Origin of the sequence: Actinocorallia libanotica (genome assembly GCF_039525175.1) — a bacterium.
Classification (GTDB): Bacteria; Actinomycetota; Actinomycetes; order Streptosporangiales; family Streptosporangiaceae; genus Actinocorallia; species Actinocorallia libanotica.
Genome location: NZ_BAAAHH010000046.1, coordinates 13,487 through 34,782 on the forward strand (window position 1 = coordinate 13,487; position 21,296 = coordinate 34,782).

The following is a 21,296-nucleotide window of genomic DNA, read 5'->3' on the forward strand; positions in this document are numbered from 1 at the left end:
GGCCGTTCCTGCCTCTGCGGCCGGTTCAGCCCCGCAGGGCGGCTCCCGTCAGCTCGGCCGCCCGCGCGACCGCGGCGTCGCGGGCCGCGGTGGCCTCCTCGGCCTTGAGCGTCCGGTCGGCGGCGCGGAACCGCAGCGCGTAGGCCAGGGACTTGCGGCCCTCGCCCACCTGGTCGCCGGTGTAGACGTCGAACAGCCGCAGGGACTCCAGCAGCTCGCCCGCGCCCTCCCGCAGCGCCGACTCGACCTCGGCGGCCGGCACGGCGGCGTCCACGACCAGCGCCACGTCCTGCGTGGCCACCGGGTAGGTCGACACGTGCGGCGCGACCGGGCTGTGCGTGGCGTCCAGGTGGTCCAGCTCCAGCTCCGCTGCGGCCGAGCGCGGCGGCAGCCCGTAGGCCTGGAGCACCCGCGGGTGCAGCTCCCCGGCGTGGCCGACCAGGACGCCGCCCGCGTACAGGGCGGCGCAGCGGCCCGGGTGCCAGGGGGCGTGCCGGTCGGCGACGACCCGCAGCTCGGTCCCGGCCTCCGCGGCGATCGCCCGCGCCGCCTGGATCGCGTCCTGCCAGCCGCCCGCGCGGCCCTTGCCCCACCAGCCCGAGCGCTCGGCCTCGCCGGCCACCAGCACCGCGACACGCTGCGGCTGGTGGGGCAGCGCCGCGTCGATCGCGGCGATCTGCTCGGCGGTCGGCGCCCGGTCCACCGGGTAGACCGGGACTGCGCCGGTGTGCGTGCCGGTCCGGGGGGCGACCCCCGGACCCCCGAGGTCCGACTCGGCCGATCCTCGCTTCGCTCCGGTCGTCCGACCGGGCCGGAACACCACGCCGATCTCGAACAGGGCCAGGTCGCTCTGGCCCCGGCCGAGGTTGCGGGCGGCGGTGCGCAGCAGGCCGGGCAGCAGCGTGGTGCGCAGCAGCGGCTCGTCCTCCGACAGCGGGTTGGCCAGGCGCAGCGCGCGGCGCCGCGCGTCGTCGGCGGGCAGCTGGAGGGAGTCCCAGTCCTTCTCCGCGACGAACGGGTAGCTGAGCGCCTCGGTGTGCCCGGTGGCCGCCAGGACCCGGCCGACCCGGCGGCGCAGCCGCTGGCGCGGCGTCAGGCCGCGGCCCGCCGCCGGGCGCGGCGCCCGCTCGGGGATGGCGTCGTAGCCCTCGAGGCGGATGACCTCCTCGGCCAGGTCGTTGGGGTCGGTGAGGTCGGGCCGCCACGAGGCGGGCGTCACCGTGAGGGGATCGTCCCCTTCGACGGTGCAGCCGACCTGCTCCAGCCGCCGCACGACGGTCTCGCGGGAGTACTCCACGCCCGCGACCCGCGACGGGTGCGACACCGGGATGGTGATCGTCACCGGCTCGACCGGGGCGTCCACGACCGTGGCGCCCGGCACGACCTCGGCGCCGCCCAGCTCGGCCAGCATCCGCACCGCCCGCAGCGACGCGCGCAGCGGCAGCTCCCGGTCCACGCCCCGCTCGAACCGGTAGGACGCCTCGCTGTGCAGCCTGTGGCGGCGGACCGTGCGGGCGATGGCGACCGGGTCGAAGTGCGCGGCCTCGATCACCACCTCGGTGCTGGCGTCGCCGATCTCGCTGTGCAGGCCGCCCATCGCGCCGGCGATGGACAGCGGGCCCGCCTCGTCGGTGATCAGCAGGTCCTCGGCGTCCAGGGTGCGCTTGACGTGGTCGAGCGTCTCCAGGCCCTCGCCCTCCCGCGCCCGCCGCACGGTGATCGTCCCGGTGAGCCGGGCGGCGTCGAAGGCGTGCAGCGGCTGGCCGAGCTCGAGCATCAGGTAGTTGGTGACGTCGACGGCCAGCGACACCGGGCGCATCCCCGCCCGGTGCAGCCTGGTCCGCATCCACAGCGGCGACGGCGCGGCGGGGTCGAAGCCCCGCACCCGGCGCAGCACGAGCCGGTCGCAGCCCGCCGGATCGGCGACGGCGCCCGGGTAGGAGGCGCCCTCGTCGGCGACCTCGATCTCCGCCGGATCGCGGAACGCCACGCCGTAGGCGGTCGCGGCCTCCCGCGCCACGCCCCGGATCGACAGGCAGTAGCCGCGGTCGGGGGTGACGGCGATGTCCAGCACGTCGTCGCGCAGGCCCAGCAGCTCGATCGCCTCCAGGCCGACCGCGGTGTCCCCGGGCAGGATGAGGATGCCGTCGTGGTCGTCGCCGATGCCCAGCTCGCGCAGCGAGCAGATCATGCCCTCCGACAGCTTGCCGTAGGTCTTGCGGGCGCCGACGGCGAAACCGCCCGGCAGCACCGCGCCCGGCATGACGACCACCACGACGTCGCCGACGGCGAAGTTGCGCGCACCGCAGATGAGGTTCTGCGGCTCGGGATTGCCGACGTCGACCTGGCACCAGCGGATCGGCTTCTTGAACTCGGTGAGCTCCTCGATCGCCAGCACCCGGCCGGTGGTGATCGGCCCGGTGATGTCGGCGGTCTCGACCGTCTCGACCTCCAGGCCCGCCGCGATCAGCTTCGCGGCCAGATCCCGGCCGGTCACCTCGGCGGGCAGCGCCGCGTACTCACGCAGCCACGAAAGCGGGGCCCGCATCAGATCTCCATCCCGAACGGGAGGGCGAAACGCACGTCGCCCTCGACCATGTCATGCATGTCCTCGACCCCGTGCCGGAACATCAGGGTCCGCTCGACGCCCAGGCCGAACGCCCAGCCGCTGTAGCGCTCGGGGTCCACGCCGGCCGCCCGCAGCACCCGCGGGTTGACCATGCCGCAGCCGCCGATCTCGATCCAGCCCTCCGACGAGCAGGTGCGGCACGGTGCGTCCGGGTCGCCCACGGACGCGCCGTGGCAGACGAAGCACTGCATGTCCACCTCGGCCGACGGCTCGGTGAACGGGAAGAACGACGGGCGCAGCCGCACCGGCAGCGGGTCGCCGAACAGGCCGTTCACGAACGCGGCGATCGCGCCCTTCAGATCGGCCATCGTCAGGCCCTCGTCCACCGCCAGGCCCTCCAGCTGGTGGAAGACCGGGCTGTGCGTGGCGTCCAGCTCGTCGGTGCGGAACGTGCGGCCCGGCGCCACCACGTACACCGGCAGCTCCCGCGACAGCAGCGCCCGCACCTGCACCGGCGAGGTGTGGGTGCGCAGGACCATCCCGGAGTCCTCGGACTCGACGAAGAACGTGTCCTGCATGGCGCGCGCCGGATGGTCCGGCGGGAAGTTCAACGCGTCGAAGTTGAACCACTCGGCCTCGATCTCCGGGCCCTCGGCGATCTCGAAGCCCATCGAGACGAAGACGTCGGCCATGCGCTCGGCCATCGTCGTCAGCGGATGCCGCGCCCCGGGCAGCGCCCGGTCCCACGGCAGCGTGACGTCCACGGTCTCCTCGACCAGGACCCGCTCGTCCCGCTCGGCCTCCAGCTCCGCCTGGCGCGCCTTCAGCGCCTGGCTCACCGCGCCGCGCGCCGCGCCCACGCGCTTGCCGGCCTCGGCCTTGGCGTGCGGCGGCAGCGCGCCGATCTCCCGGTTGGCCAGCGCCAGCGGCGACCTGTCCCCCGCGTGCGCGAGCCGCACCTCCTTCAGCTCCTCCAGCGACGAGGCGGCCCCGATCGCGGACAGGGCCTCCTCGCGGTGCCTCTCCAGCGCCTCCGGCGCCAGCGCCGCGACCTCGACGGGGTCATACGACTTGTTGGGTGCAGACATAAATAGCTCCTGTTTAATGGCCCGCCTCCGGCGTGGCGGGCGGTTCGGGCCTCTGGTCCCCGTCTTCCCTCAGATCTCGATCGCCCTGGGGGCGATCAAGATCCTCAGTCCAGACGGGGACGCCCGAACCGCGACGGTCGCCCTCTCCACGGTCTTCTGTGGAAGGCACCGTCAAGGGCTGGCTCCGAAAAGAAAATACCGCCTGGGGTGGCCCACCGGGTGTCTCAGCGTGATCGGATCAGGCGTGAGACGGGGTCCCGGCGGGCATGGTAAATCGGAACTCGGCGCCGCCGCCGGGGGCGCGCTGCACGATGATCGTTCCGCCGTGGGCCTCCACGAGGCCCTTCACGATGTAGAGGCCGAGGCCGGTGCCCCGGCGGCGGTTGCCCCGCCAGAACTGGCGGAAGACACGGTGGGCGGCCTCGGGGGGGATGCCCTCGCCCTCGTCGCGTACCGACACGACGGCTCCCTCCCTCCCGGTGTCCGGCTCCACCACGATCGTGACAGTACCAGCGCCGTGCCGCACGGCGTTCTCCACCAAGTTACCGAGAATCTGCGCGACCTTGTCGGGGTCCAGCCACAGCTCCGGCAGCGGGCCGCGCACGTCCAGGCGGAAGCGGTCCTCCGGATCGCCGGCGGCCACCCGGCCGGCGATCGCCGCGCGGGCCTGGCCGGCCAGGTCGACCGGCTGGCGGCGCATCTCCAGCCGGCCCGCCTCGATCCGGGAGACGTCCAGCAGCTCGGTGATCAGGCGGGTGACGCGGTCGGCGTCGGCGTTGACCGTCTCCAGCATGACGAGCTTCTGGTCGTCGTTGAAGCGGTGCCAGCGGGCCAGCAGCGTGGCGGTGAAGCCCTTCACGCTGGTGAGCGGCGAGCGCAGCTCGTGGGCGACGGTGGAGACGAGGTCGGCGCGGTCGCGCTCCTGGCGGGCGCGGGCCGCGGCGTCGCGCAGCGACACGTGGAAGCGCCGGACGCGGTGCCGGGCGTCGCGCAGGTAGGAGGCGGTCACCAGCACCTCGCGCCCGCCGGCCAGGAAGAGGCTCCGCTCGGGATGGCGGGTGCGGATGTGCAGGCCGCCGTACGGGTCGGTGCACTTCCACCAGTCGCGCCCGCCCGCGTCGTGCAGGGGCAGGACGTCCCAGGCCACGCGGTCCAGGACCTGGGCGCGGCGCAGGCCGGTGAGGCGCTCGGCCATGCGGTTGAAGGAGATCACCCGGCCCGCGGCGTCGGCGACCAGCAGCCCGTCGGGCAGTTCGTCGCCGTAGGAGGGCGCGCTGCGCGGTTCGGGCACCAGCGTGCCCGGCTCCGCGGCCTGCCCTTCCGCGCCCATTGGCCCCCTCCCAACGGCCCGATGACACAGAGCCTAGCGTCAGGGAGGGGGGTCTGGGGAGCGCGAAACCCCTTACCCGAAAGGGGATTGACGGTCTCTCACCGCGGCCGCGCGAGCCTAACGGCCGAGCGGGTGCGGACCCGCCTGCGCGACCGCGTCCTCGACCCGCTCGCAGAGCGGGAAACGGCGGTCGAGACCGGTGATCTGGAAGAGCCGGCGCTGCGGCGGGCGCACCCCCGCCAGCCACACCCCTCCCCCGCGGGCCCGTACCCGGTTGGCCAGCGCGACCAGCGCGTTGAGGCCGGAGGCGTCGCAGAAGAGGACCTGCCCGAAGTCGATGACGATCGACTCGAAACCCGCTTCGGTGACCGCGAGGAGATGGTCGCGAAGCGTCAGAGCGGACCGGAGATCGATCTCCCCGGCCACCGTCACCACGGCGGTGTCGCCGTGCAGGGCCGCCAGCTCGACGCGCAGGTCCCGCTCGTCCGCCGCCTCGTGGCAGCGGATCGGGCCGGTGCGCATCGGCTCGGACCTCGATCGGCGGAGCATGTACTCCCTTTCCTCTGGTGACATGGTGCGCCCGGCCGCCGCCCGAGGGCGGTGGAGCCGGGCTTCATGGTCATCTTGGCAGCCGCAGGGATGAGGACAGCGCAAGCCCGATGTCCTGAAACGGCCAGGGAAGAGCGGCAACCCCCGCCGCTCCGACTCGTGGTGCGGGCCTACCCGACCGTTCGCTGCGCGCGCGCCGAAGCGTACAGGCACACCGCCGCGGCCGTCGCCAGATTAAGGCTCTCGGCCTTGCCGTGGATGGGCACGCGGATCACGTCGTCGGCCAGTGCCCGCACCTCTTCGGGCAGGCCCCAGGCCTCGTTGCCGAACACCCATGCCGTGGGGCGGCCCAGCGAGCCGTCGTCGGCGACGTCGTCCAGGGTGCGGCTCCCGGCCCCGTCCGCGGCCAGCACGGTCAGACCGGCCTCGCGGAGCGCGGGGATCAGCGTGTCGTAGCGGGGGCCGGTCACCACCGGAAGGTGGAAGAGGCTGCCGGCCGAGGCGCGGACGCATTTGCCGTTGTAGGGGTCCACGGACGCGTCGGTGAAGACCACCGCGTCGGCGCCGGCGGCGTCGGAGGCGCGCAGCACCGTCCCGGCGTTGCCGGGGTCGCGTACGTGGGACAGGACCGTCACCAGCCTGGGCGCGCCGCTCAGGGCGCCCGCCAGGGGGACGTCGAGGAAGGCGCAGACCGCCAGCAGCCCCTGGGGCGTCACGGTCTGTGCCAGTTCGGCCATCACCTCGCCGCTCACCCGCAGGACCGGGACCCCGGCCCGCTCGGCGGCGGCGATCAGCTCGGCGTGCCGCTGGGCGGCCTCGGCCGTGGTGTACAGCTCCGCCAGCCCTCCTTCGAGGGCCAGCGCCTCCCGGACCGCCTGCGGACCCTCGGCGAGGAACCGCCGGTCCTGCTGCCGGAAGGACCTTTTGGCGAGCCTGCGAGCGGACTTCACCCGCGGGGAGCGGATACTGGTCAGCTCGAGGCCCGCCATCGCCCGCGTCCTCAGGCCTTGGCCGGCTCGGCCGGGAGGGCCTTCTTGGCGACCTCGACCAGCGCCGCGAAGGCGGCGGCGTCGTTCACCGCGAGCTCGGCCAGCATGCGCCGGTCGACCTCGACCTCGGCGGCCTTGAGGCCCTGGATGAACCGGTTGTAGGTCATGCCGTTGAGGCGGACCGCGGCGTTGATGCGCTGGATCCACAGGCGGCGGAACTGGCCCTTGCGGTCCTTGCGGTCCCGGAAGGCGTAGGTCATCGAGTGGAGCTGCTGCTCCTTGGCCTTGCGGTACAGGCGGGACCGCTGGCCGCGGTAGCCGCTCGAACGCTCCAGAACGACCCGGCGCTTCTTGGCGGCGTTGACCGCCCGCTTCACGCGTGCCACGTCTCACAACTCCTTCGTGGGGGCCGGGGTGCTCTTCGTCGACCACCGGCCGGTCGTACTCATCGGTCGGACGGCTACTACTTGCGCAGCAGCTTCTTGATCATGGGGGTGTCGGCGGCGGAGACCACCGCGTTGCCGTCCAGGCGGCGGGTGCGCTTGGTCGGCTTGTGCTCGAGCAGGTGGTTCTTGTTCGCGCGGCGGCGCACCACCTTGCCGGAGCCGGTCAGCTTGAAGCGCTTCTTGGCGCCACTGTGGGTCTTGGTCTTCGGCATGGCGGCCGTCTCCTTCGATATCTGGGCGTGGCCGACCGGGCGTGCGGGGGAATGCACGCCGGGGTCGGCACCGGTGCATCCTGAAACCGGGTCCCCCCGCCTGAGGGAGGGGACCCGGTCAGGCTGGTCTCACTCGGAGCGGGGCTCCTCGGCGGCCTCGGCGGCCTCGACCTCGGCCGTCTCGACCTCTGCGGTCTCGGCCTCGGCGGTCTCGGCCTCGGCGGACTGCTCGCCGCGGGCGGCGTTGCGCTGGGCGCGCGCCTCGGCCTGCTCGGCCTTGGCCTCGGCCTTCTTCTTGTGCGGCCCGATCACCATGATCATGTTCCGGCCGTCCTGCTTGGCGTTGGACTCCACGAACCCGAGCTCGCTGACGTCCTGGGCCAGGCGCTGCAGCAGCCGGTAGCCGAGCTCCGGCCGGGACTGCTCGCGGCCGCGGAACATGATCGTCACCTTGACCTTGTCCCCGCCCTTGAGGAACCGCACCACGTGACCCTTCTTGGTCTCGTAGTCGTGCGGGTCGATCTTCGGACGGAGCTTGATCTCCTTGATGATCGTGTGCGCCTGGTTGCGCCGCGCCTCACGCGCCTTCATCGCGGACTCGTACTTGAACTTGCCGTAGTCCATGAGCTTGGCCACGGGAGGCCGCGCGGTGGGCGCGACTTCGACCAGGTCGAGGTCGGACTCACGGGCAAGATCGAGCGCCTTGGCGATGGGGACGATGCCCACCTGCTCGCCGTTGGGCCCGACGAGCCGGACTTCCGGCACGCGAATGCGGTCGTTGATGCGCGGTTCGGTGAAACGCGTTTCGGCGCTGATGGGACCTCCCTGGGGCCTTTCATGTCCGTTGAACCTGTCGTACCCGGACTCCCAGACGAAGAAAGCCCCGCACGACGCGCATGCGAGGCCACCACCGGTCAGCCCTCGCGGGTACACCTATAAAGGTATCCCCTGCCAAGGGCTGTTCAACGCCCGAACGGCGCTGGACCGGGACCCATCGGCCCGAAGGCCGAATCAGGTGGGAGCAGGCTCCACTTGCGCGCCCAGGGCATTCGTACACCCCAGGCCGGTCAGCTTCTAAGACTAGCAGATGTCAAGCACTGCAGAACCCGTGACAGCGCTTTCCACAGCACACCGCGCAGTGGGCGACCACCGCGATTCGGGCGACCCCGCCTGGACCGAGGATCTTGATCGCCCCCAGGGCGATCAAGATCTGAAGGAAGGCGGGGTCTCAGGGCCCGAATCGCCCGCGCGACGAAGGAGCGCGATCAGGAACGCCGCTTGTTGCGGTCCTTGCGCTTCTCGCGGATCTTCATGGTGACCGAGACGGGGCTGCCCTCGAAGCCGAACTCCTCGCGGATGCGGCGTTCGATGAAGCGGCGGTAGCCGGGCTCCAGGAAGCCGCTGGTGAAGAGGACGAACCTGGGCGGGCGGGTGCCGGCCTGGGTGGCGAAGAGGACGCGGGGCTGCTTGCCGCCGCGGATGGGGTGCGGGTGGGAGGAGACCAGGTCGGTGAAGAACTGGTTGAGCTTGCCGGTGGGGACGCGGTGGCCCCAGCTCTCCAGGGCGGTGTCGATGGCGGGGACGAGCTTCTCGACGTGGCGGCCGGTGCGCGCGGAGATGTTGACGCGCGGCGCCCAGCGGGCGCCGACGAGCTGGCGCTCGATCTCGCGGTCGAGGTAGTAGCGGCGCTCCTCGTCGACCAGGTCCCACTTGTTGTAGGCCAGGACGAGGGCGCGGCCGGCCTCGATCACGTTGTTGACGATGCGCAGGTCCTGCTCGGCCAGGGGCTCGCTGGCGTCCACGAGGACGACGGCGACCTCCGAGCGCTCCAGCGCGGACTGGGTGCGCAGGATGGCGTAGAAGTCGGCGCCCTGGTTCTCGCGGTGGCGCTTGCGGATGCCCGCGGTGTCGATGAAGCGCCAGGTCCTGCCGCCGAGCTCGATCAGCTCGTCGACGGGGTCGCGGGTGGTGCCGGCGACCGAGTCGACGACGGCGCGGTTCTCCTTGGCCAGCTTGTTGAGCAGGCTGGACTTGCCGACGTTGGGACGGCCCATGAGCGCCACGCGGCGCGGGCCGCCGACGGCCTCGCCGAGCCGCTCGCGCGGGGCGGGCTCGGGCAGCGCCTCCAGGACCTTGTCCAGGAGGTCGCCGCTGGAGCGGCCGTGCAGCGCCGAGACCGGGACCGGCTCGCCGATGCCCAGGCTCCACAGGGAGGCGGCCTCGAGCTCGGCGCGGGTGTCGTCGGCCTTGTTGGCCGCCAGCACGACCGGCTTCTTGGCGCGGCGCAGGATCTCCACCACGGCCTCGTCGAGGTCGGTGGCGCCGATCGTGGCGTCCACCACGAAGAGCACCACGTCGGCGAGCTCGACCGCGAGCCTGGCCTGCTCGGCGATCGCGGCGGCCAGGCCGCTGGAGTCGGGCAGCCAGCCGCCGGTGTCCACGAGGGTGAACTCGCGGCCGTTCCAGGAGGCGGGGTAGGAGACCCGGTCGCGGGTCACGCCCGGCACGTCCTCCACGACCGCCTCGCGGCGGCCGATGATCCGGTTGACCAGCGTGGACTTGCCGACATTGGGGCGGCCGACGACCGCCACCACCGGCAGCCTCGCCGGTTCGGCGGCCTCGGCCTCCTCGGTGAGCTCCTCGTAGTCGGCCGGGTCGAAGTCGTCCGGGTCGAAGGTCTCGAACTCTTCTTCGACGGCGAACTCGTCGCGTTCGGTCATGATTGCGTCCGTTTCTCTGGTGCGTCCCGCCGGCACCGGAGGACGGAATCACCCGGTGGCGGCGCGCTCTTTCACTAGCCTCACCACCGCGTCGATCACCTCGTCGAGCCCCAGCTCGGTCGAGTCGATCTCCACGGCGTCGTCGGCCTTGGTCAGGGGGGAGGCGGTGCGGGTGGAGTCCAGCCGGTCCCGCCGCGCCTGGTCGGCCAGGGTGGCCTCGACGGACACCGCCGGATCGGCGATCTCCCGGGCCCGGCGCAGGGCCCTGGCCTCCTCGCTGGCGGTGAGGAAGACCTTGACGGGCGCGTCCGGTGCGACCACGGTGCCGATGTCGCGGCCCTCGGCCACGATCCCCCCGCCGGCCATGATCTCACGCTGGCGCGCCACCAGGGACGCCCGTACCTCGGGGACCCTGCTGACGGCGCTGACCGCGCCGGTGACCTCCCGGCCGCGGATCGGCCCGGAGACGTCCACGCCGCCCACGCGGATCCCGGGGGCGTCGGGGTCGGTGCTCATCTCGATGAGCGCCTCGTCCGCGCGGGCCGCGACCGCCGCCGCGTCCTCGACGTCGACGCCCTGCTCCAGCATCCACCAGGTGATGGCCCGGTACATGGCGCCGGTGTCCAGATAACGGTACCCGAGGCGGCGGGCCACTCCCTTGGCCGCGCTCGACTTGCCGGACCCGGACGGGCCGTCCATGGCGATGATCAGTGTCATGTGCTTCGACTTTCAGGGGAGAACGGGCACGGACCAGCCGCTTTCGCGCAGCGCGGCGGCGAGGGTCTCGGCGGTCTCGGGCCGTACCGAGAGTTCCGCCACACCCACCGGAAGTCCCGGCGAGTGCTCGATGGAGACGTCCTCGATGTTGACACCGGCCCTGCCCGCCGCCTCGAAGATCCGGGCGAGCTCACCGGGCCGGTCGGGGATGACCACCTGCACGTGGGCGTACCGCGAGGGCACGCCGCCGTGCTTGCCGGGGATCCGGGCGCGCCCGGTGTTGCCCCGGCTCAGCAGGTCGCCGACCTTCTGCATGATCACTTCGGCGACGTCGGGACCGGCCGAGGAGGTGGCCCGCAGCATCGCGGCGGCCAGGGCGAGGTCCCCGGCCACCGCGTCGAGCACCTCGGCGACCGGCGCGGCGTTCGCGGTGAGGATGTCCAGCCACAGGGCGGGGTCGCTGGCCGCGATCCGGGTGACGTCGCGCACGCCCTGCCCGGCGAGGTCCAGCGCCACCGGCGGCGCCTCGGCCAGCCGCGCGGCCACCGCGGCGGCCGCCACGTGGGGACCGTGGGAGACCAGGGCGACGGCCTGGTCGTGCTCGACCGGGTCGAGGTGGTGCAGTTCGGCGCCGCAGGCCCGCACCAGGGCCTCCACCGCCGCGACGGCCTCGGCCGAGGCCGCCTCGGTGGGGCACAGCGCCCAGGGGCGGCCCAGGAAGAGGTCGGCGCGGGCGGCCGCGGGACCGGACCGCTCCCGGCCCGCCAGCGGATGGCCGGGAACGTAGTGGCGCAGGTCGCAGCCGAGGTCCACGGCGTCCATGACGGGCCGCGCCTTCACGCTGGCCACGTCGGTGTAGACGCGGGCCAGGCCGCGCTTCTGCGCCTCCAGCAGGGTGCGGCCCACCGCCGCCGGGGGGACGGCCAGGACCGCCACGTCCGCCGGCTCGACCGCCTCGTCGGGCAGGGCGGCGCCGGCGCCCAGCTCCACCGCCAGGGCCAGGGCCGCCGGGTCGCGGTCGCTCAGCAGGACCTCGGTGCCGCGCTCGCGCAGGGCGAGTGCCACCGAGGTGCCGATGAGGCCGGTGCCGACCACGACGACGCGCGGGATTTCCGTCACGGGAGGACCTTACCGGGAGTCACGATCTTCACTGGGCGATGTCGAGGCGCAGCACGGTGGCTCCGCGCAGGTAGACGTGCTGCATCTGCGAGCGCGGCTTGTCGGTCTCGATGTGGGCCATGAGCCGGATCACCCGGGGCAGCGCGTGCGGGACGTCCAGTTCGCTGGCGCACATCAGCGGCACGTCGGTGAAGCCGAGCTTGCGGGCGGCCAGGGCGGGGAACTCCGCGGTGATGTCCGGGGTCGCGGTGAACAGCACGCTGATCACGTCGTCGGTGGACAGCCCGTTGCGGGACATCACCTCGGCGACGAGCTCGGCGGTCGCCTCCAGGATCTGGTCCCGGTCGTCGGCGTCCACCTGGATGGCGCCCCGCAGCGCACGTACGGCCACTGTGTCTCCTCCTGATCTCACAAGCCCACGGCTTTGTACAGCGCCGCGACTTCCTTCTCGGTCAGCGCGCGCACCCCGCCCGGCTTCAGCCTGCCGAGGGCGATCGGGCCGAATCCCGTGCGGGCCAGCTTGCGCACCGGGAAGCCCGCCTTGGCCAGCAGCCGCCGCACGATGTGCTTGCGGCCCTCGTGCAGGGTGACCTCGACCAGCGCGCGCCTGCCCGTCTGCTCCAGCAGCTTGAAGCCGTCGACCTTGACGATGCCGTCCTCCAGGTCGACGCCGGCCCGCAGGCGGCGGCCCAGGTCGCGCGGGATGGGGCCCGGCACGTCGGCCAGATAGGTCTTGGTGACGCCGAACGAGGGGTGCATCAGCCGGTGCGCCAGCTCGCCGTCGTTGGTCAGCAGGATGAGGCCCTCGGTGTCGGTGTCGAGCCGGCCCACGTGGTAGATCCGCTCGGTGAGGTCCTCGACGAAGTCGATCAGGGTGCGGGTGCCGCGGCCGGGGGCCATGGTGCTCTCCACCCCGGTCGGCTTGTTGACCGCGTAGTAGCGCAGCTCGTTCCAGGTCTCGATGGCGCGCCCGTCGACCTGGATCTCGTCGTTGCGCGGGTCGACCCGCTCGCCGAACCAGCTGACCACCCTGCCGTTGACCTTCACCCGGCCCGCGGAGATGATCTGCTCGCAGGCGCGGCGGGAGCCGATGCCGGCGTCGGCCAGGACCTTCTGCAGGCGGACGCCCTGCTCACCCTGGTGGCCGGTGGTGGTGCTCATGCGGAGACGTCCTCGATGTCGTTGATCTCGTCGGGCAGGTAGGGCGCCAGCTCGGGCAGCTCCTCCAGGGAGTCCAGGCCCAGGCGCTCCAGGAAGTAGCCGGTGGTGCGGTAGAGGGTGGCCTGGGACTCGGGGTCCCGGCCGGCGTCCTCGATCAGGCCGCGCAGGGTCAGGGTGCGCATCACCCCGTCGCTGTTGACGCCGCGGACCGCCGAGACCCGGGCGCGGCTGACCGGCTGCCGGTAGGCGACCACGGCCAGGGTCTCCAGCGCGGCCTGGGTGAGCCTGCTCTGCTGGCCCTCGGTGACGTAGCGCTCGACCACGTGCGCGCAGGCCTCGCTGGTGTAGTAGCGCCAGCCGCCGGCGACCCGGCGCAGCTCGAAGCCGCGGCCCTGGTCGCGGTACTCGGCGGCCAGCTCCTCCAGCGCCGCGGTGGTCCGGGCGACGGGCTCCTCCAGCAGCTGGGCCAGGACGATCTCGGTGACCGGCTCGTCGACCACCAGCAGCACCGCTTCGAGGGACGCCCTCAGCGACGGCTCCTCACTCACCACGGTCCCCCTCGTCCCCTCGTCCTTGCCGTTCCCGCGTCTCCTCCGCCGGCGGCGGATCCCCGGTGAACTCGTCCGCCAGCTCGATCTCGCCCTCCTCGCTGCCCGTCCATCCGACGTGCAGCTCGCCCAGGGGCTCGATCTGCTCGAACGACACCGCCCGCTCGCGGTAGAGGGTCAGCAGCGCCAGGAACCGGGCGACGATCTCGTGGACGCCCGCGCAGTCGGAGGTCAGCGCGCGGAAGGTCGCCTTCCTGAGCTTGCGCAGCCTCTCCACGAGGATAGCGCCCTGTTCCTCCACACTGGCCTGTGGCGTGTACATGTGGCCCACCGAGACGCCGGGCGGGCCGGGCTTGGGCTGGAAGACGCGGGCGGCCAGCCGCGCGAACTCCTCGGGCCCCAGGCCCAGCAGCACCTCGGGCAGCAGGTTGGCGAACCGCGGCTCCATCGGCACCGTCCGGGGCACGCGCCGCGCCTCGGCGGCCATGCGCCCGGCGAAGTAGGCGCTGACCTCCTTGTAGGCCCGGTACTGCAGCAGGCGGGCGAACAGCAGGTCCCGCGCCTCCAGCAGCGCGAGGTCCTCCTCGTCGTCGACCTCGCCGGACGGCAGCAGCCGCGCCGCCTTGAGGTCCAGCAGCGTGGCGGCGACCAGCAGGAAGTGGCTGGTCTGGTCGAGGTCCCACTCGGGCCCGTGCGAGCGGATGTAGGAGATGAACTCGTCGGTGACCCGGTGCAGGGACACCTCGGTGATGTCCAGCTTGTGCTTGGCGATCAGCCCGAGCAGCAGGTCGAACGGCCCCGAGAACACGTCCAGGTGCACCTGGAAGCCCTGGACCTGCTCTTCCTTCTCCTTCTCCTGCTCCCGAACGGCCACGCGGGAAGCCTAAGGCACAGACGACCGCAGCGGAGCGAGGATCGGCTGTGCCTTCATCGGGGCCCGGGGTCGTCCCCGGAAGAACAGGCACAGACGACCGCAGCGGAGCGAGGATCGGCTGTGCCCTCCTCGGGGACCCGGGGGTCGTCCCCCGGAAAAGCAGGCGGAACCGGGCTAGCCCAGTTCCTTCCAGCGCTGGATGACTTCCTTGGCCAGCTCGCGGTAGTGGTTGGCGCCCATGGAGGAGGGGTCGAAGGTGGTGATCGGCTCGCCCATGACGGTGGCATCGGGGAAGCGGACCGTGCGGTTGATCACCGTGTGGAAGACCTGGTCGCCGAAGGCCTGGACGATGCGCTGGAGCACCTCGCGGGTGTGCAGGGTGCGCGAGTCGTACATGGTGCCCAGGAAGCCGTCGATCTCCAGGGAGGGGTTGATGCGCTGCTGGACCTTCTCGATGGTCTCCATGAGGAGCGCGACGCCGCGCATGGCGAAGTACTCGCACTCCAGGGGCACGACGACGCCCTGGGCGGCGGCGAGCGCGTTGATCGTCAGCAGGCCCAGGGAGGGCTGGCAGTCGATGAGGATGTAGTCGTAGTGCTCGACGGCGGCCTTGAGCTCGCCCGAGAGGATGTACTCGCGGCCGACCTCGTGCACCAGCTGGACCTCCGCGCCGGAGAGGTCGATGTTGCTGGGCAGCAGGTGCATGCCCTCCACCGACGTCTCCAGGAGGATGTCCTCCCAGTCGGTGTCGGCCTCCAGCAGCATGTTGTGGACGGTGACGTCCAGCTGGCGCGGGTCGCCCTGGCCGAGGCCGACCGAGAGCGCGCCCTGGGGGTCGAAGTCCACCAGCAGCACCCGGCGGCCCTGCTCGGCCAGTGCCGCGCCCAGGTTGATGGTGGTGGTGGTCTTGCCCACCCCGCCCTTCTGGTTGCAGATGGCGACGATCCGCGCCGGGCCGTGTTCGGCCAGGGGCTCCGGATCGGGAAAAGTGGGGACGGGCCGCCTTGTCGGACCCAGCGCGCCTCCGGGCTCGGTGGCGATCGCTGCTGAGAGCACGCTTTCCGCGCCTGCGTCAGGCATGTTGATCCTCCCCGACGGCGAGGAGATACCGTCGATGCGGGGACTCTAAGCTGCACGGGACGCGACGGCAACACGACACACGGCCCCGGCGCGTGTTCACGCACGTGCGCGGGGGTGCGCTGTGGCGTACACCTCACGCAGTAGCCGTACCGTCACAAGCGTGTACACCTGTGTCGTGGTGACCGAGGCGTGCCCGAGGAGTTCCTGGACCACTCTAACGTCCGCGCCCCCCTCCAGGAGGTGGGTCGCGAAGGAATGTCGCAACGTGTGCGGGGAGACGTCCGTCAGCCCGGCGCGCCCGGCGGCGGCGCCCAGCACCATCCAGGCGCCCTGGCGGGACAGCCGGCCGCCCCGGGCGTTGAGGAACAGGGCGGCCGTGCCCTTCCCCGCCCCGGCCAGCCGGGGCCGGGACCGCGCGAGGTAGGCCTCCAGCGCCCGCCCCGCGCAGCCGCCGATCGGGACGGCCCGCACCCTGCTCCGCTTGCCGCGGACCCGGACGACCCCCTCGTCCAGCTCGACGTCGGCCAGGTCGAGGCCGACCGCCTCGGAGATCCGGGCCCCCGAGCCGTACAGCAGCTCCAGCAGGGCCCTGTCGCGCAGGCCCCGCGCCGAGTCGTCCCCGGCGGCGTCCAGCAGCCGCTCCACCTCGGCCGGGGAGATGGCCTTGGGCGACCTGCGGGGGGCGGCGGGCGGACGGACCTCGCGGGAGGGGTCGGCCTCGGCCAGCCCCTCCCGCAGCGCGAACCGGTGGAGGCCGCGGACGGCCACCACCGCGCGGGCCGCCGAGCCCGCCGACAGCGGGGCGCGCCCGTGGCCGCCCTCCCGGAGGGAGGCCAGGAACTCCCGCACGTCCCGCTCGCCGACGGCGGCCAGGTCCGGGACCCCCCTGGCCCGCAGGTGCTCCTGGTAGCGGCGCAGGTCGCGCCGGTAGGAGCTGAGCGTGTTCGCGGCCAGGCCGCGCTCGACCGCGAGATGCCCCAGATAGGCACCGACCGCGGCTTCGAGAGTGCTCATGACGGGCAGAGCTTAGGCTTCGGCGGCCTCTTTGTCGCGCAGGTCCTCCCATCCCCGCGACCGCGCCGCGTGCAGCGCCAGGATCGCCGAGACCGCCAGGGCGTTGTGGATCCGCCCGCCCAGCGCCGCCGCCACCGCCTCCTCCAGCGGCACCCAGACCACCGGCATGTCGGCCTCCTCGTGCACCCGGACGAAGTCGATCTCCTCGTCGGGCACCGGCTCCACGTCGCGGGCGAGGAACACCCGCACCCGCTCGTCGCTCATGCCGGGCGTCTGGAAGGTGTCCAGCAGCGTGTGCCAGGTGGCGGCCCGGTATCCGGCCTCCTCCAGGAGCTCGCGCTCGGCGGTGCGCCACAGCGGCTCGCCCGCCACGTCGCGCAGGCCCGCGGGCACCTCCCACAGCAGGTGGCCGACCGGGTGCCGGTACTGGCGCAGCAGCAGGACCCGGCCCCGGTCGTCCAGGGCGATGGTGCCGACGGAGCCCAGGTGCTCCACGTACTCCCGGCGGACGGCCTCCTTCCCGCCGCCGCCGTCCGGCATGAGCACCTCGTCCTCGCGGACGTTGATGATCCGGCCGCGGAAGCGCTCGGCCGAGCCGGTGGCGGGCCACCTCTGCGCGACGTCCCTGACCTCCGGGGACCCCTCGGCCTCCGGGGACCCCCCGGGAGCGCCCGTCACTTCCGGTTCGCCAGGGCCGCGGCGACCAGGCCCGTGAAGAGCGGGTGGGCGCGGGTGGGCCGTGAGCGGAACTCCGGGTGCGCCTGGGTGGCGACGAAGAACGGGTGCGTCTCGCGGGGCAGCTCGATGTACTCCACCAGCCGGCCGTCCGGGGACAGGCCGCTGAAGAGCAGGCCCGCCTTCTCCAGGTCGGCGCGGTAGGCGTTGTTGACCTCGAAGCGGTGGCGGTGGCGCTCGGAGACCCGGGCGGCGCCGCCGTACAGCTCGCGGACCACCGAGCCCTCGGCCAGGTCGGCCGGGTACAGGCCCAGGCGCATGGTGCCGCCCAGGTCGCGCTCGCCGGAGAGCACGTCGAGCTGGTCGGCCATGGTGGAGATCACCGGGTGGTCGGTCTTCTCGTCGAACTCGGTGCTGCCGGCGTCGGCGATCCCGGCCAGGTCGCGGGCCACCTCGATGACCATGCACTGCAGGCCCAGGCACAGGCCGAGGACGGGCACGCCGTTCTCGCGGGCGTGGCGGATCGCGCCGAGCTTGCCCTCGATGCCGCGCACCCCGAAACCGCCGGGGATGAGCACGCCGTCGACCCCGGCCAGGTGGGCGCGGGCGCCCTCGGGGGTCTGGCAGTCGTCGGACTTCACCCAGCGGATCTTGACCTTGGCGTCGTTGGCGAACCCGCCGTGGCGCAGCGCCTCGGTGACCGACAGGTAGGCGTCGGGCAGGTCGATGTACTTGCCCACCAGGGCGATCTCGACCTCGTGGGCGGGCTCGTGGACGCGGCGCAGCAGGTCGTCCCACACGCCCCAGTCCACGTCGCGGAACGGCAGGTCCAGGCGGCGCACCACGTAGGCGTCCAGGCCCTCGGAGTGCAGCACCTTGGGGATGTCGTAGATCGAGGCGGCGTCGACGGCCGAGACCACGGCCTCGGCGTCCACGTCGCACATGAGGCTGATCTTGTTCTTGATGCTGTCGGACACCGGGCGGTCGCTGCGCAGCACGATCGCGTCCGGCTGGATGCCGATGTTGCGCAGGGCGGCCACCGAGTGCTGGGTCGGCTTGGTCTTCAGCTCGCCCGAGGGCCCGATGTAGGGCAGCAGGGACACGTGCAGGTAGAACACGTTGTCGCGGCCGATCTCGTGGCGGATCTGGCGCACCGCCTCCAGGAAGGGCAGCGACTCGATGTCGCCGACGGTGCCGCCGACCTCGGTGATCACCACGTCGATGTCCGGGCCGGCCATGCCCCGGATGCGGTCCTTGATCTCGTTGGTGATGTGCGGGATCACCTGGACGGTGTCGCCGAGGTACTCCCCGCGCCGCTCTTTGGCGATCACGTTGGAGTAGACCTGGCCGGTCGTCACGTTGGCGCTGCCGTGCAGCTCGGTGTCGAGGAAGCGCTCGTAGTGGCCGATGTCGAGGTCGGTCTCGGCGCCGTCGTCGGTGACGAAGACCTCACCGTGCTGGAACGGGTTCATCGTGCCCGGGTCCACGTTGAGATACGGGTCCAGCTTCTGCATGGTGACCCGCAGGCCGCGCAGCGTGAGCAGGCGCCCGAGGCTGGAGGCGGTGAGGCCCTTGCCCAGACTGGAGGCGACCCCCCCGGTGACGAAGAGGTGCTTGGTGGTGCGCGTTTTGCCGGAATCAGCGAGTCGCAAGAGCGGTCTCCCGTGGTCGTCGTACGGCGGCGGGAGCCGCCCTGTCCACGGGGTACCAGGATAACAGCAGCTCAGTGTCGCTTCGTCATGAGGCGATCACCCGGTATGCACCGGGTGTTCCCCGGTTCAGCCCGGGTAACCGTTGCGGCTGGAATCGGTCATGGTCGCGCCCGTCACGCCCGCCTCGCTCAGCGCGGCGTGGTTGTGCAGCGGCGAGGACGGCATGATGATCCGCAGCTGGCGGGTGAGCTCATCGATCAGGCTGCGCGCCTGGTCGGCGGCGTTGCGGGCGGCGTCGCGCTCCTGGGAGAGCGCGCCGAGCTGGGCGCGCTGCTCGGTGACGGCCTCGGCGAGCTGGTCCACCCAGGCGTCCCGCTCCTTGATCTTCTCCAGGGCGGCGTCCCGCTCGGTGGCGATCTGGCGGACGGCGGCCATCGCCCCGTCCCGCTCCCGGGTGAGCTGCTCGGTGCGCGAGCGCGCCAGCGTGGCCTCGGACTCGGCGCGCGCCTTGTCCTGGGCGGCGGCCTCGCGGGCCGCCTCGGCCGACTTGGCCTGCTCCACGGCCTGCTGGGCGGTCTCCACGGCGCTCTGCCGCTCGGCCTCGGCCACCTCGCTGCGGCGGCGGGAGTCCTCGGCCTGGCGATTGGCCTCGGCGGCCTGGCGGGTGGCGTCCGCGGCCTGGCGGCGCGCCTCCTCGGCCTCCTTGGCGGCGTTGCCCGCGGCCACCTGGAGGGCCTGCGCGGTGTTCTCGGCGTCGCCCAGGGCCGCGCGCACCGAGGACAGCTCGGTGCGGACGGTCTCCACCGCGCGGGTCAGCTCCGCGATGCGCTCCTCGGCGGCGCGCCGGGCGTTGGCGGTCTCCTCCAGGGAGCGCAGCGCCTCGTCCCGCGCCGCCTGCACGTTGTCGTGCTGGGTGACCAGCTGGCGCATCGCGGCCTCGGTCTCGCCGACCCGGCGCTCGGCCTGCTCGGCCCTGGTGCGGGTGCGCTGCACCTCGCTCCAGGCGGTGGCCGCGTCCCGCTGGGACTTCTCCTTCTCGGCCTGGACGGCGGCGAGCTGGTTGGCGGCCTCGGCCTGCACGTCGGTGATGCGCCGCTCCCCCATCGAGAGCGCCTCGCCGAGCAGCTCGGCCATCTGCTTGAGCTTGTCCACCAGGTCCCAGCCGGGGAGGGTGTGCTGCTCCTCACCCTGCTGGGCGCCGGCGGGCGCGGGCAGCGGCTGCGGGCCTTGGGTCAGGAGTTCACGGGGCGACTGCGCCGGCGAAGGCGACCATGACAAGCCACCGGGCTGTGCGGTGCGCTGGCCGCCTGATCCGCTGAGGTCACTCACGGTAAAGACTCCATCAGGGGGTTCATCACGACGTCGTTGGGCAAACTCTATTGCCGGTGTGGGGGAAAGTCTCCCCCGTCCCGCAAGACGGGCACCGTCTCCCTGTGCTCCTCCACCTGACAGAATGTCAGAACATGGAGCTGCGCAGTCTGTACCCGCCGATAGAACCGTACGACTCTGGTCTGCTCGAGGTCGGAGACGGCAACCGGATTTATTGGGAGGTGTGCGGCAATCCACAAGGCAAACCCGTCGTGATGGTACACGGCGGGCCGGGGGGCGGCTGCATCCCCGACCACCGCCGGCAGTTCGACCCCGAGCGCTACCGGATCGTCCTGCTGGACCAGCGCAACTGCGGCCGCAGCCTGCCGCACGCCGCCGACCCGGCGGTCTCCCTGGAGCACAACACCACCTGGCACCTGGTCGCCGACCTGGAGCGGGTGCGCGAGCACCTGGGGATCGAGCGCTGGCAGGTCTTCGGCGGCTCCTGGGGCAGCACCCTGTCCCTGGCCTACGCCCTGACCCACCCCGACCGGGTGAGCGAGCTGGTGCTGCGCGGGATCTTCCTGCTCCGGCCCTTCGAGATCTTCTGGTTCTACGAGTACGGCGCCTCGCTGCTCTTCCCCGACCTGTGGGAGCGCTACCTGGAGCCGATCCCCGAGGAGGAGCGGGAGAACCTCATCGAGGCGTTCGCCGTCCGGCTGGAGGACCCGGACCCGGCGGTCCACCTGCCCGCCGCGCGCGCCTGGTCCACCTGGGAGGGCGGGACGGTCACCCTGCGCCGCGACCCCGAGCTGGTCGGCCACTTCGCCGAGCCCGAGTACGCCCTGGCCTTCGCCCGGATCGAGAACCACTACTTCCGCAACGGCGGGTTCTTCGAGTCCGACGAGTGGATCCTGGCGAACATCGACCGCATCCGGCACATCCCCGCGGTGATCGTCCAGGGCCGCTACGACGTGTGCACGCCCATGGCCACCGCCTGGGACCTGCACAAGGCCTGGCCCGAGGCGGAGTTCCACATCGTGGACGACGCGGGGCACGCCTTCGACGAGCCGGGCATCCTGCACCGCCTGATCTCCGCCACGGACGCCTTCGCCGAACGCTGAGGGGGCGCGGCCCCCGGCCGGACACCAGGAGATCATCCAACGGCAACCCCGCGGCACCCCGGCGTACCCTCCGCGCGGAGATGACTGAGACGTCCCATCACCTTCCCTCAGGGAGACCCCC

General features: G+C 72.5%; 21 protein-coding genes. 1 reads left to right on the forward strand and 20 read right to left on the reverse strand.

What is annotated here, in order from left to right; genetic code table 11:
• Positions 1-25: 25 nt before the first annotated feature.
• From pheT to ABD140_RS34830, 20 genes are all read right to left on the reverse strand, one after another.
• Positions 26-2,548 (reverse strand): phenylalanine--tRNA ligase subunit beta, encoded by a 2,523-nt coding sequence (gene pheT / locus ABD140_RS34735; RefSeq protein ID WP_344246264.1) that lies wholly within the window; start codon positions 2,546-2,548, stop codon positions 26-28.
• The gene (gene pheS / locus ABD140_RS34740) at positions 2,548-3,657 is read right to left on the reverse strand and encodes a phenylalanine--tRNA ligase subunit alpha (protein ID WP_344246266.1); all 1,110 of its coding nucleotides are present in this window, start codon (positions 3,655-3,657) and stop codon (positions 2,548-2,550) included. The genes pheT and pheS overlap by 1 nt, the downstream gene beginning before the upstream one ends.
• Positions 3,658-3,895: 238 nt before the next feature.
• Entirely contained in the window at positions 3,896-4,987 is a 1,092-nt protein-coding gene (locus ABD140_RS34745; protein WP_344246268.1) for a sensor histidine kinase, read from the reverse strand.
• Positions 4,988-5,104: 117 nt separating this feature from the next.
• The gene (locus ABD140_RS34750) at positions 5,105-5,536 is read right to left on the reverse strand and encodes an STAS domain-containing protein (protein ID WP_344246270.1); all 432 of its coding nucleotides are present in this window, start codon (positions 5,534-5,536) and stop codon (positions 5,105-5,107) included.
• Positions 5,537-5,706: 170 nt separating this feature from the next.
• A complete protein-coding gene (locus ABD140_RS34755; RefSeq protein ID WP_344246272.1) occupies positions 5,707-6,525 on the reverse strand; it encodes a TrmH family RNA methyltransferase in 819 nt (272 codons plus the stop codon).
• Positions 6,526-6,536: 11 nt separating this feature from the next.
• Positions 6,537-6,911, reverse strand: a complete 375-nt coding sequence (rplT, locus tag ABD140_RS34760; RefSeq protein WP_344246274.1) for a 50S ribosomal protein L20 — start codon at positions 6,909-6,911, stop codon at positions 6,537-6,539.
• Between the two features lie 77 nt (positions 6,912-6,988).
• Complete coding sequence (rpmI, locus tag ABD140_RS34765) at positions 6,989-7,183, reverse strand: 50S ribosomal protein L35 (protein WP_106398591.1); 195 nt, start codon at positions 7,181-7,183, stop codon at positions 6,989-6,991.
• Positions 7,184-7,312: 129 nt separating this feature from the next.
• Positions 7,313-7,999, reverse strand: coding sequence for a translation initiation factor IF-3 (gene infC / locus ABD140_RS34770; protein WP_344246325.1), 687 nt, complete (start codon positions 7,997-7,999; stop codon positions 7,313-7,315).
• 449 nt (positions 8,000-8,448) lie between these two features.
• Entirely contained in the window at positions 8,449-9,903 is a 1,455-nt protein-coding gene (gene der, locus ABD140_RS34775) for a ribosome biogenesis GTPase Der (protein WP_344246279.1), read from the reverse strand.
• 48 nt (positions 9,904-9,951) lie between these two features.
• Positions 9,952-10,620, reverse strand: a complete 669-nt coding sequence (gene cmk / locus ABD140_RS34780) for a (d)CMP kinase (RefSeq protein WP_344246281.1) — start codon at positions 10,618-10,620, stop codon at positions 9,952-9,954.
• A gap of 12 nt (positions 10,621-10,632) precedes the next feature.
• Complete coding sequence (locus tag ABD140_RS34785; protein WP_344246283.1) at positions 10,633-11,739, reverse strand: prephenate dehydrogenase; 1,107 nt, start codon at positions 11,737-11,739, stop codon at positions 10,633-10,635.
• A 28-nt stretch (positions 11,740-11,767) separates the two neighbouring features.
• Positions 11,768-12,130: a chorismate mutase gene (aroH, locus tag ABD140_RS34790; protein ID WP_344246285.1), complete on the reverse strand. Its 363-nt coding sequence runs from the start codon at positions 12,128-12,130 to the stop codon at positions 11,768-11,770.
• A gap of 17 nt (positions 12,131-12,147) precedes the next feature.
• Entirely contained in the window at positions 12,148-12,900 is a 753-nt protein-coding gene (locus ABD140_RS34795) for a pseudouridine synthase (protein ID WP_344246287.1), read from the reverse strand.
• Positions 12,897-13,448 carry an SMC-Scp complex subunit ScpB gene (gene scpB, locus ABD140_RS34800; RefSeq protein WP_344246289.1) on the reverse strand — a complete coding sequence of 184 codons (552 nt, stop codon included), beginning with the start codon at positions 13,446-13,448 and terminating at the stop codon, positions 12,897-12,899. Before scpB ends, ABD140_RS34795 begins: the two co-directional genes overlap by 4 nt.
• Complete coding sequence (locus tag ABD140_RS34805) at positions 13,441-14,322, reverse strand: segregation and condensation protein A (RefSeq protein ID WP_344246291.1); 882 nt, start codon at positions 14,320-14,322, stop codon at positions 13,441-13,443. The genes scpB and ABD140_RS34805 overlap by 8 nt, the downstream gene beginning before the upstream one ends.
• A gap of 174 nt (positions 14,323-14,496) precedes the next feature.
• Positions 14,497-15,402, reverse strand: coding sequence for a ParA family protein (locus tag ABD140_RS34810; RefSeq protein ID WP_106398584.1), 906 nt, complete (start codon positions 15,400-15,402; stop codon positions 14,497-14,499).
• Positions 15,403-15,498: 96 nt separating this feature from the next.
• A complete protein-coding gene (gene xerD / locus ABD140_RS34815) occupies positions 15,499-16,416 on the reverse strand; it encodes a site-specific tyrosine recombinase XerD (protein ID WP_344246294.1) in 918 nt (305 codons plus the stop codon).
• Between the two features lie 12 nt (positions 16,417-16,428).
• Positions 16,429-17,094, reverse strand: coding sequence for an NUDIX domain-containing protein (locus tag ABD140_RS34820; protein WP_344246297.1), 666 nt, complete (start codon positions 17,092-17,094; stop codon positions 16,429-16,431).
• Entirely contained in the window at positions 17,091-18,743 is a 1,653-nt protein-coding gene (pyrG, locus tag ABD140_RS34825) for a CTP synthase (RefSeq protein ID WP_344246299.1), read from the reverse strand. Before pyrG ends, ABD140_RS34820 begins: the two co-directional genes overlap by 4 nt.
• A gap of 126 nt (positions 18,744-18,869) precedes the next feature.
• On the reverse strand, positions 18,870-20,072 hold the full coding sequence (locus ABD140_RS34830) for a coiled-coil domain-containing protein (RefSeq protein ID WP_344246301.1): 1,203 nt from the start codon (positions 20,070-20,072) through the stop codon (positions 18,870-18,872).
• Positions 20,073-20,212: 140 nt separating this feature from the next.
• Between ABD140_RS34830 and pip the strand changes: the two genes are divergently transcribed.
• Positions 20,213-21,175 (forward strand): prolyl aminopeptidase, encoded by a 963-nt coding sequence (pip, locus tag ABD140_RS34835; RefSeq protein ID WP_344246327.1) that lies wholly within the window; start codon positions 20,213-20,215, stop codon positions 21,173-21,175.
• The last annotated feature ends 121 nt before the right edge of the window (positions 21,176-21,296 follow it).

Coding starts and splice junctions, on each gene's coding strand:
- pheT (WP_344246264.1), bottom strand. CDS start 2,548: ATGCGGGCCCCGCTTTCGTGGCTGCGTGAGTACGCGGCGCTGCCCGCC.
- pheS (WP_344246266.1), bottom strand. CDS start 3,657: ATGTCTGCACCCAACAAGTCGTATGACCCCGTCGAGGTCGCGGCGCTG.
- ABD140_RS34745 (WP_344246268.1), bottom strand. CDS start 4,987: ATGGGCGCGGAAGGGCAGGCCGCGGAGCCGGGCACGCTGGTGCCCGAA.
- ABD140_RS34750 (WP_344246270.1), bottom strand. CDS start 5,536: ATGCTCCGCCGATCGAGGTCCGAGCCGATGCGCACCGGCCCGATCCGC.
- ABD140_RS34755 (WP_344246272.1), bottom strand. CDS start 6,525: ATGGCGGGCCTCGAGCTGACCAGTATCCGCTCCCCGCGGGTGAAGTCC.
- rpmI (WP_106398591.1), bottom strand. CDS start 7,183: ATGCCGAAGACCAAGACCCACAGTGGCGCCAAGAAGCGCTTCAAGCTG.
- der (WP_344246279.1), bottom strand. CDS start 9,903: ATGACCGAACGCGACGAGTTCGCCGTCGAAGAAGAGTTCGAGACCTTC.
- cmk (WP_344246281.1), bottom strand. CDS start 10,620: ATGACACTGATCATCGCCATGGACGGCCCGTCCGGGTCCGGCAAGTCG.
- ABD140_RS34795 (WP_344246287.1), bottom strand. CDS start 12,900: ATGAGCACCACCACCGGCCACCAGGGTGAGCAGGGCGTCCGCCTGCAG.
- ABD140_RS34810 (WP_106398584.1), bottom strand. CDS start 15,402: ATGCCTGACGCAGGCGCGGAAAGCGTGCTCTCAGCAGCGATCGCCACC.
- xerD (WP_344246294.1), bottom strand. CDS start 16,416: ATGAGCACTCTCGAAGCCGCGGTCGGTGCCTATCTGGGGCATCTCGCG.